Source organism: Streptomyces sp. MH60 (assembly GCF_002939385.1).
GTDB lineage: Bacteria > Actinomycetota > Actinomycetes > Streptomycetales > Streptomycetaceae > Streptomyces.
The window spans coordinates 1-9,908 of the sequence record NZ_MULI01000135.1 but is presented as its reverse complement, the minus strand read 5'-3'; the positions used below and the strand labels follow the sequence as shown (position 1 = coordinate 9,908).

The 9,908-nt window shown below is 73.4% G+C and carries 10 protein-coding genes, 1 pseudogene and 1 riboswitch; of the genes and pseudogenes, 5 read left to right on the top strand and 6 right to left on the bottom strand.

Annotation, left to right across the window (positions count from 1 at the left end):
- Nucleotides 1-295, top strand: a pseudogene (locus tag BZZ08_RS37405) (nucleopolyhedrovirus P10 family protein); the annotation flags it as partial.
- A 16-nt stretch (nucleotides 296-311) separates the two neighbouring features.
- Here BZZ08_RS37405 and BZZ08_RS37400 read toward each other — a convergent pair.
- The 3 genes from BZZ08_RS37400 to BZZ08_RS37390 form a co-directional block, all read right to left on the bottom strand.
- On the bottom strand, nucleotides 312-1,115 hold the full coding sequence (locus BZZ08_RS37400) for an enoyl-CoA hydratase/isomerase family protein (RefSeq protein WP_104636598.1): 804 nt from the start codon (nucleotides 1,113-1,115) through the stop codon (nucleotides 312-314).
- Between the two features lie 158 nt (nucleotides 1,116-1,273).
- Nucleotides 1,274-1,495 (bottom strand): helix-turn-helix domain-containing protein, encoded by a 222-nt coding sequence (locus BZZ08_RS37395; RefSeq protein ID WP_003976983.1) that lies wholly within the window; start codon nucleotides 1,493-1,495, stop codon nucleotides 1,274-1,276.
- 336 nt (nucleotides 1,496-1,831) lie between these two features.
- Nucleotides 1,832-3,430: an ABC-F family ATP-binding cassette domain-containing protein gene (locus BZZ08_RS37390; RefSeq protein WP_104636597.1), complete on the bottom strand. Its 1,599-nt coding sequence runs from the start codon at nucleotides 3,428-3,430 to the stop codon at nucleotides 1,832-1,834.
- A 205-nt stretch (nucleotides 3,431-3,635) separates the two neighbouring features.
- On the opposite strand from BZZ08_RS37390, the gene BZZ08_RS37385 reads away from it, so the two are divergent.
- Nucleotides 3,636-4,049 (top strand): VOC family protein, encoded by a 414-nt coding sequence (locus BZZ08_RS37385; protein WP_104636596.1) that lies wholly within the window; start codon nucleotides 3,636-3,638, stop codon nucleotides 4,047-4,049.
- A gap of 32 nt (nucleotides 4,050-4,081) precedes the next feature.
- Here the strand turns inward: BZZ08_RS37385 and BZZ08_RS37380 are convergent, their stop codons facing one another.
- The 3 genes from BZZ08_RS37380 to BZZ08_RS37370 form a co-directional block, all read right to left on the bottom strand.
- Nucleotides 4,082-5,500 (bottom strand): hypothetical protein, encoded by a 1,419-nt coding sequence (locus BZZ08_RS37380; RefSeq protein ID WP_198601927.1) that lies wholly within the window; start codon nucleotides 5,498-5,500, stop codon nucleotides 4,082-4,084.
- 213 nt (nucleotides 5,501-5,713) lie between these two features.
- Complete coding sequence (locus BZZ08_RS37375) at nucleotides 5,714-6,667, bottom strand: alpha/beta hydrolase (protein WP_104636594.1); 954 nt, start codon at nucleotides 6,665-6,667, stop codon at nucleotides 5,714-5,716.
- 114 nt (nucleotides 6,668-6,781) lie between these two features.
- Nucleotides 6,782-7,468: a class II aldolase/adducin family protein gene (locus tag BZZ08_RS37370; protein WP_198601926.1), complete on the bottom strand. Its 687-nt coding sequence runs from the start codon at nucleotides 7,466-7,468 to the stop codon at nucleotides 6,782-6,784.
- Nucleotides 7,469-7,692: 224 nt separating this feature from the next.
- Between BZZ08_RS37370 and pitH the strand changes: the two genes are divergently transcribed.
- The 3 genes from pitH to BZZ08_RS37355 form a co-directional block, all read left to right on the top strand.
- Entirely contained in the window at nucleotides 7,693-8,952 is a 1,260-nt protein-coding gene (gene pitH, locus BZZ08_RS37365) for a low-affinity phosphate transporter PitH (RefSeq protein WP_104636592.1), read from the top strand.
- Nucleotides 8,953-8,986: 34 nt separating this feature from the next.
- The gene (locus tag BZZ08_RS37360; RefSeq protein ID WP_030404451.1) at nucleotides 8,987-9,208 is read left to right on the top strand and encodes a hypothetical protein; all 222 of its coding nucleotides are present in this window, start codon (nucleotides 8,987-8,989) and stop codon (nucleotides 9,206-9,208) included.
- A gap of 183 nt (nucleotides 9,209-9,391) precedes the next feature.
- Nucleotides 9,392-9,534: riboswitch (cobalamin riboswitch) on the top strand.
- Between the two features lie 106 nt (nucleotides 9,535-9,640).
- Nucleotides 9,641-9,908 (top strand): cobalamin biosynthesis protein (locus BZZ08_RS37355; protein WP_198601925.1); only part of this gene is annotated, 268 nt, incomplete at its 3' end.

Below are 9,908 nucleotides of genomic sequence, written 5' to 3'. Positions count from 1 at the left end.
CGACGCGGGCGAGAGCGAGGACGGCGGGGCCGTCGGCGGTGACGAGGGCCGGGTCGCCGGGGTCGTGCGGGCGGTGCCGGGCGTGGTCCGGCTGACGGGCGTACTGGGCCGTCCGGTGCACGTGACGGAGCCGCCGGCGCGGGAGGGGGCGCTGCCGCGCCGGCATGTCCGGGTGGAGCTGGCGGTGCACGCGGACCACCGGGCCGTCGAGGTGGCCCGGCGGGTCCGCGCGGTGGTGTCCGAGGCCCTGCCGGACCGCCCGTCGGTGGCGGTGGTGGTGACGGCCGTCGGCTGAGGGGCTCTCGGCGTTCCTACTCGCCGAGCCCCGCCAGGTCGCGCAGCCGGCGTCCCTGGGCGGCCCGTTCGGCGGTGCGCTGGGCCTCGTAGTCCCGCGTCAGGGCGCCCTGGAGCAGCGCCTTGGTCTCGACGACCGCGTCGCGCGGTGCGGCCAGGATCGCGGACACCAGGTCGTGCACCGTGCCGTCGAGCTGGTCCGCGGGCACGGCGAGGTTGGCCAGGCCGGTGCTCACGGCCTCCTCGGCGGTGACGAACCGCCCCGTCGCGCAGATCTCCAGCGCGCGGGCGTACCCGACCAGGGACACCAGGGGATGCGTGCCCGTCAGGTCCGGCACCAGGCCCAGGCTGGTCTCGCGCATGGCGAACTGCACGTCGTCCGCGACGATCCGCAGGTCACAGGCGAGGGCCAGCTGGAAGCCCGCCCCGATGGCGTGCCCCTGCACGGCGGCGACCGACACGAGGTCGCTGCGCCGCCACCAGGTGAACGCCTCCTGGTACTCGGCGATGGCCGCGTCCAGCTCGGCGTCCCCGCCCCGGGCGAGGTCGATGAACGACGGTTCGCCGTCGAAGCCCTCGGGGGTGAACGCCTGCCGGTCGAGCCCGGCCGAGAAGGACTTGCCCTCGGCCCGCAGCACCACGGCGCGGACGGAGCCCGGCAGCAGCCGACCGGCCTCGGCCAGCGCCCGCCACAGAGCGGGGCTCTGCGCGTTGCGCTTGGCCGGGTTGGTCAGCGTCACCGTGGCGATCGCGTCGTCGACGGTGAGCCGCACGCCGTCCTGGTCGAGTGCGGGACCGGGGTCGTGGGCGGGCGAAGCCATGGGGCGCCTCCGAAAGATGCGGTCGTCGTCCCCGCCGCGCGCCGGACGGTGCGCCGTGCGACGGCAGGGCTAAGTGACTGCACAGTAACCACCCGGACGGTCGGACGACCGACCGGGTGGCCACCGTCACTTTCGGAGCCGAGGGACCGCCCGGGACATCAGGCCGAAGTGGCCTTCTTGCCCCGGGTAGCCCCGCCACGCCCTCGGAGCGTGACGCCCGACTCGCTGAGCATGCGGTGCACAAAGCCATACGAGCGGCCGGTTTCCTCGGCCAACGCCCGGATGCTCGCACCGGCGTCGTACTTCTTCTTCAGGTCTGCCGCGAGCTTGTCGCGCGCGGCGCCGGTAACCCGGCTGCCCTTCTTCAGAGTCTCGGCCACCCGTGCCTCCTCATGGGAAGTGCGCTCTGGTACTCCTCATGATCACCCCTCCCGGCCCTCCTGGCCACCCATTCGGCAAGGTCGATGAGACAAGGTGGTGACGACAGGAGCGGGTCCCCACATACGGAATCCTTGATTCCAGAGAATCGGACGCGTTCGGCCGAACGGGTTTCTCCGCGTAATTCCAGGTCAGAAAGGCGTCACGGCCGGGCCCCCGGCAATGGGGGGCCCGGCCGCGAAATCGTTGTAGGACACACCTCTTGATGAGGAGATCTCACACAGATGGTGGATCACGGATCGGCCGAATGATCCATCACCGGTGGATCATCCATTCGATCAAGCGAGGGCGACGAGGTCCGCGTAGTCGGCGCCCCACAGGTCCTCGACGCCGTCCGGAAGCAGAATGATCCGTTCCGGCTGGAGCGCCTCGACGGCGCCCTCGTCGTGGGTGACGAGGACGACGGCGCCCTTGTAGGTGCGCAGCGCTCCGAGGATCTCCTCGCGGCTGGCCGGGTCGAGGTTGTTGGTGGGCTCGTCGAGGAGCAGCACGTTCGCCGAGGACACCACGAGGGTGGCCAGCGCGAGACGGGTCTTCTCGCCGCCGGAGAGGACACCGGCGGGCTTGTCGACGTCGTCGCCGGAGAACAGGAACGAGCCCAGCGTCTTGCGGACCTCGACCAGGTCCAGGTCGGGGTTGGCCGAGCGCATGTTCTCCAGGACGGTGCGCGCGGGGTCGAGGGTCTCGTGCTCCTGCGCGTAGTAGCCGAGCTTGAGGCCGTGGCCCTCGATCACCTGGCCGGTGTCGGGCTTCTCGACGCCGCCGAGCAGGCGCAGCAGCGTGGTCTTGCCGGCGCCGTTGAGCCCCAGGATGACGACCCGGGAGCCCTTGTCGATGGCCAGGTCGACGTCGGTGAAGATCTCCAGCGAGCCGTACGACTTCGACAGGCCCTCGGCCATCAGCGGGGTCTTGCCGCAGGGCGCGGGCTCCGGGAAGCGGAGCTTGGCGACCTTGTCGGACTGGCGGACCGCCTCCAGGCCGGAGAGCAGCTTGTCGGCGCGGCGGGCCATGTTCTGCGCGGCGACCGTCTTGGTGGCCTTGGCGCGCATCTTGTCGGCCTGCGAGTGCAGGGCGGCGGCCTTCTTCTCGGCGTTGGCGCGCTCGCGCTTGCGGCGCTTCTCGTCGGCCTCGCGCTGCTGCTGGTAGAGCCGCCAGCCCATGTTGTAGACGTCGATCTGGGAGCGGTTGGCGTCCAGGTAGAACACCTTGTTGACGACCGTCTCCACCAGGTCGACGTCGTGGGAGATCACGATGAAGCCGCCGCGGTAGGTCTTCAGGTAGTCGCGCAGCCAGATGATCGAGTCCGCGTCGAGGTGGTTGGTCGGCTCGTCGAGCAGCAGGGTGTCCGCGTCCGAGAACAGGATCCGGGCCAGCTCGATCCGGCGGCGCTGACCGCCGGAGAGCGTGTGCAGCGGCTGGCCGAGCACCCGGTCGGGCAGGTTCAGCGCGGCGGCGATGGTGGCGGCCTCGGCCTCGGCGGAGTACCCGCCCTTGGTGAGGAACTCGGTCTCCTGGCGCTCGTACTGCCGCAGGGCCTTGTCGCGGGTGGCGCCCTGGCCGTTGGCGATGCGCTGCTCGTTCTCGCGCATCTTGCGGATCAGGACGTCCAGGCCGCGCGCGGACAGGATGCGGTCGCGGGCGAGCACGTCGAGGTCGCCCGTGCGCGGGTCCTGCGGGAGGTAGCCGACCTCGCCGGAGCGGGTGACGTTGCCGGCGGCGGGCTGGCCCTCGCCGGCCAGCACCTTGGTGAGGGTGGTCTTGCCGGCGCCGTTGCGGCCGACCAGGCCGATGCGGTCGCCCTTGGCGACGCGGAAGGTGGCGCTCTCGATGAGGACACGGGCACCGGCGCGCAGCTCGATGCCGGAGGCGGAGATCACGGTCAGACTCCTGGGCGGGTGGGTGGCGGGGTGGGCGGCTGTGGAGGTTCCCGCCGCTCTAATGCACGAGGAGAATGGCCATGAGGGCCAGTCTAACGGGGCGGTGCAAGCACTTTTCCCCGCGAGCGTTGTCAGTGGCCGGTGGAAGACTGGGCGAACGGGTCCAAAGCGGAACGGACCACCGGCTCACAAGGAAGTGATCGGTATGGCAGGCAACGAGGGCGGGCGTCCGAGCATCTGCCCGACGCTCAGGTACGCGGACGCCAAGGCGGCGATCCGGCAGCTCACCGAGGCCTTCGGCTTCACCGCGCTCGCGGTGTACGAGGGCGAGGACGGCTCGGTGGCCCACGCCGAGCTGGCCCAGGGCAACGGCGTGGTCATGCTCGGCTCGAAGGGGACGGGCAGCCGCTTCGACGAGGCGATGAAGGGCGGGGGCCCCACGGGTGTGTACGTCGTGGTGGCGGACGTCGACGCCCATCACCGGCGGGCCGTGGAGCACGGCGCGGAGATCCTGATGCCCCCGACCGACCAGGACTACGGCTCGCGGGACTACATGGCCCGCGACCTGGAGGGCAACGTCTGGAGCTTCGGGACGTACGCGCCGGAGGTACGCGGGTAACCTCCGGCGGTTCGTCCGTCGGGCCCGGCCGGTCAGCTGCCCCCGGTGTGGACCTGGAAGGCCGCCCGGCGTACCGCCTTGGCCAGGGCGGGGTCCGGGTGCGCGGCGGCGAGCGCCACCAGCACCTGCACGGTGCGGGGGTGGCCGACCGCGCGGACCTCGGCGAGCAGGGCCGGGACGGTGGCCTGCACCGCCGACTCCAGGTGCCGCACCAGCAGCGGGGCCTCCCCGTGGTCGGCGACGGCCGCCGCGGTGTCGACCCACAGCCAGGTGGCCTCCGGGCGGGTGAGGACCTCGTGGGCGTCCTCGGGGTCGACGCCGTCGTGCTCGGCCAGCCACAGCAGGGCGTACGGCCTGAGCGTCGGCTCGTCGAGGACGCCGCGGACGTCGGGCTCGGCGGGGGCCCCGACGACGCGCAGCGCCTCGAAGGCGAGGCCGCGCAGCAGGGCGTCCTCGCCGCGGGCCGCCCCGAGCAGTTCGGCGACGGCGCTGCCGACGGGGCGGGCGGCGAGCCAGGCGCGGTACTCGGCGCGGGCGGCGTTGGGGCGGAGCTGGGCGCAGCCGCGGAGCATGTCCTCGGCCGACTGCTCGATGTTGCCGGCCGGGCTCTGCGCGGCGACGCAGATCTGCTCCAGCTTGACCCAGACCGCCCAGCTGCCGAGCGGGGTGAGCGTGGCGTGACCGTCGCCGCAGGTGAGGGCGCCGACGGAGGCGAGGGCGTGCAGGGCCCAGTCGAGGAGGGGGGCGAGCGAGGTGTCGGTGGCCGGGGCGGGGTCCGGCTCGGCGCCCGGGGTGCCGGGTTCGAGCCGGGGGCCGTAGGGCACCTCGCAGCGCTCGGTGCGCAGTTCGGTGACGCGCTGCTCCAGCAGGTCCAGGAGCTGCGCCAGGGGGACGGGTCCGGCGGACAGCTGGAGGAAGGAGAGCACCTGGGGCATCGCGGAGACGACCTCGGCGACCGCGGCCGGCTCCTGCCCGGCGGGCTCGGGGTGGGCGAGCGACCAGGCGTCGAAGAGCGCGACCCAGCCGCGCAGCACGGCGCTGTCGTCGCGGTTCCAGGCGCGCAGCCGCCAGCCGGGCCGGGCGGTGCCGCCGTGCACCTCGACCAGTCCGGCGAGGCGGGCGGTGTCCCAGTCGGCGCGGACCTTGGCCACGGGCAGGCCCAGTTCGCGGGCCGCGTGCTCGGCGGTGGCGTCGGACAGGGTGGCCTTGCCGTCGGCGGTCGCGCTGCCCCGGCCGGGGCCGAGCGCGGAGTCGGCCCAGCGGGCCACTCGGGCCGCGTCGGCAAGACCGGAGCGCGCCATTCGGGCCAGCTCCGACCGGGCCGGTGTGCCTTCCGGGGGGCGCGGTGCGGGGCGGCGTGGACGCCGTTGATTCATCGCTGGGGGGGCGGCGGCCAGGGGTCGCGGGCGGACGAGTCGGAGCCTGGAGTCGCGCGGGATACGGGACGTCACGGGTGCAGTCTTCCGGTTGACGGTCCGAAAACCCAAACGGAATGCCCCGGCGGCCTCCCGGGGCGGCGGGCGCGGGGGCCTGGCGCCCTGCCCGGGCAGCGGATCAGGCCAGTGGTACGACGCTGAACGGAAGGTGATCTTCGCGTCCTCGGGCAGGCGTCACGGGCGGGCGGAGGGGCCGCGAGAGGTGCTCGCGGGGGCCTTGGGCGGGGATCACACCAATGGGGTCATGAAGCGGCGGAGGGTCTCCTCGTAGTCCGCGGGGTCGGCATTCCACATGGCGCCGTGCGGGGCGTCCCGGACGGTGTGGAGGGCGACCAGGCGCGGGTGGGTGTCGGCGAGGCGGCGGGACAGGCGCCAGGGGGCCACCGCGTCACCGGGGCCGTGGAAGATCAGGGTGGGGACGGCCGGGCGGTACAGACCGGCGGTGCCGGCGTCCCGGTCGGCGTGCAGCCCGGCGCGGCCCTGCGCGGCGCGGACGGCGAGCGGCAGGAGCGCGCCGGGGGTGCGGCGGGCGGCCGCGTCCACGTCGCGCCACTCGGTCTCGCCGAAGTGGTGCAGGCCGTCGGGCGAGGGCGGTGCGCCGACGTCGCCGCGGTAGGCGAGGGTGAGCACCGGCACGTTCCGACGGTGCAGGGGGGCGATCACGTTCAGGGCGTGTTCGCGGGTGGCGGCCAGGCCGTGCACGGCGATGATCCAGGTCGGGCGGGCCCCGGGCAGGAACCAGGCCGGGAGCGGGCCGAGTTCCCCCGGGACCTCGACGTCGGCGTACTCGAGGTCGAGGGCCGTGCCCGGGTTCCCGACGTACAGGTTCGGGGTGAACCACGCCCGGTCACCGGTTTCGAGGGTGCCGTGCGTGACGCGTTCGAGGCGGCGTACGACGGTGTCGGCGCCGTGTTCGGCGGTGCCGAGGACCGGTCCCACGACCGCGTGGGAGCCGTCACCGGCGAGCCCGTACCGGCCGGGGCGCAGTGCGGCCAGGTCCCGGGTGAGGGTGATCTGTCCGGCGGCGGTGCCGTGCACGGTGAGCCGGGGCTCGGTCGGCAGGGGCCGGCCGGGGGGCGCCTTGAGCGCCGCGTCGCTGGCGAGCCGGCCGACGGCGACGCTCGCCGCTCCGGTCGCCAGAGCTGCGGTGACGGCGGCTGCCGTCGCGGTGACAGTGCGCATGGGGCCAGTCTCCTGGTGGAGTCCTCGGGCGGCCAGTGGACGGGTGACAGGGGGTGACGAGGTCCTCGTGTCCCGTAGCCGGTACCCCGGGAACCGCCCGGCACGCACCTCGCGTCAGCTTCGCTGCCCGTACCCCCTCAAGCGCTCCGTCACCTCCGCCAGCTGGGCCGGCGACAGCAGGGACGGCGAGTGGCCGGGCACGGAGGCGGCGGTCAGCCAGAGGCGGCACATCCACTCGAGCTGGGCGGTGCGGTCGTAGGCCTGGTCGAGGGAGCTGCCGTAGGTGACCGTGCCGTGGTTGCGGAGCAGGCAGCCGGTGCGGCCGGTGAGGGCGTCGAGCATGACGCGGGCGAGTTCGTCGGTGCCGTAGGCGGCGTAGGGGGCGACCCGGACGGTGCCGCCGAGCGCGGCGGTCATGTAGTGCACCGGCGGGAGTTCGGGGACGAGCAGGGAGACGGCCGTCGCGTGCACGGCGTGGGTGTGGACGACGGCCCGGGCGCCGGGGTCGGCGCGGTACACGGCGAGGTGCATGGGCAGTTCGCTGGTGGGGACCAGCGTGCCGAGCACCTGGCGTCCGTCCAGGCCGACGCCGGTCACGTCGCCCGGGGTCAGGCGGTCGTAGGGCACACCCGACGGGGTGACCAGGACCGTGTCGCCGACGCGCACCGAGACGTTGCCGGAGGTGCCGACGACCAGTCCGTCCGCCACCGTCCGCCGGGCCGTCGCGACGAGTTCCTCCCAGGCCGCTTGCTCGGCCGTCTCTCCGGCCGGCTCCCCGGCCGCAGCCCGCGATCGCGTCACAGTCACCCACTCCTCCGGAGCGCCCGCGCGCCCCTCACGTCCCGTCGCCGAACGGCCTCGCGGTGATCCTGCCAGGGACGTCTCCGGAGAGCATCGGAGCGGGCACACAGAGGGAGGCTCCGACCCCGCTTCCGGTCACCGTGACGCCCTGCCCAGTTCATCTTCCGTTCACCCTGGTTACCTACGTTCGTCGCGCCAACGACCTCGAACGATTGCCTGGGTAAATGGAAAGCTTCTCGCTGATCCTCGCGATTGTGGTGGTAACCGCACTCGCGTTTGATTTCACGAACGGTTTCCACGACACCGCGAACGCGATGGCAACGACCATTTCGACCGGTGCGCTCAAGCCCAAGGTGGCGGTGGCGATGTCCGCCGTCCTCAACCTTGTAGGCGCCTTCCTCTCCGTGGAGGTCGCCAACACGATCTCCAAGGGTCTCGTCGACGAGACCGGCATCCGTCCCGAGGTCATCTTCGCCGCACTGGTCGGCGCGATCCTCTGGAACCTCCTGACCTGGCTGGTCGGGCTCCCGTCCAGTTCCTCGCACGCCCTGATGGGCGGCCTGATCGGCGCCGCCGTCGCCTCGGCCGGTATCGGCGCGGTCAACGGCGACGTGCTCGTCACCAAGGTGCTCCTCCCCGCGATCGCCGCCCCGATCGTGGCCGGACTCGCGGCGTTGCTCGCCTCCCGGATGACGTACTCGCTGGGCCGCAAGGCCGACGGCAAGGCCGCCGCGAAGGGCTACCGGGCCGGTCAGATCGCCTCCGCCGGTCTGGTCTCGCTGGCCCACGGCACCAACGACGCCCAGAAGACCATGGGCATCATCACCCTCGCCCTGATCGCCGGCGGCGCGCTCGCCCCCGACTCCGACCCGCCGGTGTGGGTCATCCTGAGCGCGGGGCTGGCCATCGCGCTCGGCACCTACCTGGGCGGCTGGCGCATCATCCGCACCATGGGCAAGGGCCTGACCGACCTCCAGCCGCAGCAGGGCTTCGCCGCCCAGACCAGTGCCGCCACGGTCATCCTGGCCTCCTCCCACCTCGGCTTCTCCCTGTCCACCACGCACTCGGTCTCGGGTGCGGTGATGGGCGCGGGCCTCGGCCGCAAGGGCGGCGTGGTCCGCTGGTCCACGGCCACCCGGATGTTCGTCGCCTGGGGCCTGACGCTGCCCGCCGCGGCCCTGGTCGCCGCGCTCGCCGAGTGGGTCTGCCGCCTCGGCGACTGGGGCACGGCCCTCGTCGCGGTGTTCCTGGTCGCGTCCAGCTTCGGGATCTGGCGGATCTCCCGCCGTGAGGTCGTCGACCACACCAACGTCGTCGAAGGCGACGCGGTGACCGCCCAGGAGCCCGAGCCGGCCGGTGTGGTCACCACGGCGATGGCCGCCGTGTCGCCGCCCCCGACGGGCGTGACCGAGGACGTGGCGGCCACCGTCCCGGCCGCCGCCACGTCCGACCCCAAGGCCCCCACGGCCGCCACCACCGTCTGAACCCGCAGCCCGGGTACGAAGGAAGCGAACCTCCATGAGCATCGACTGGGCAGCCCTCGGCTCCGTCTTCGGCGTCAGCCTCGTGGTCACGGTGGCCCTGGTGGGCCTGTTCACCCTCGGCATCGTCGGCCTCTCCCGCCAGGAGCGGGCCGCCGCCCAGGGCGGCTCCGCGACCCTCGCGGTCACCGGCGCGTACGCCTGCTTCGCGGCCTGCACGGCGGCGGTGGCGTACGGGATCTACCTGATCGTCGCCTGACCACCGCTCGACCACCGCTCGACCACCGCTCGATCGCCGCCCGGTCCACGGGCGCACGCGCCGGGGCGGGGCGCGGAACGGACTCGAACCGTTCCGTGCCCCGCCCCTTCGCGTGCCGGCGCACACCACTCGTGTGTGGGCCTTCGCACACTCCCCCGTCGCAGGTCAACGCCAGGTTGACGGGTGTTCGCGGGCCGTGGTGGACTTCCGGGGCCATCTACGGCGGCAGGAGAGGAAGCCCGGTGCGAATCCGGCGCGGTCCCGCCACTGTGACCGGGGAACAGGAATCCCCGGGAGCCAGGAACTCTCACCGCCGGACTCTTCGAACCAGGGCGTGGACACCCTGAGTGAGGACATGACGCATGCCCGGCTGCCGCCCCCGCCCGACGCCCAGCACCGAGTGCTTCCCTGACCGTGTGACCGGCTGAGCCCATGCGTGCCGGACGCGTCTTCGCGTACGGCGCCGCCGCCGGCCTCCTCGGCGACCTCCTCCTCGGCGACCCGCGCCGCGGACACCCGGTCGCCGCGTTCGGCCGTGCCGCGGGCGCCGTGGAACGGATGCTGTGGCGGGACCACCGGGGCTGGGGCGCCCTGCACACCGCCGCGTGCGCCGGTGGCGCCGCCGCCCTCGGGCTGGCCGCCTCCCGTGCCGTACACCGCTCCCCCGCCGCCTCCGTCGCACTGACCGGCGCGGCCACCT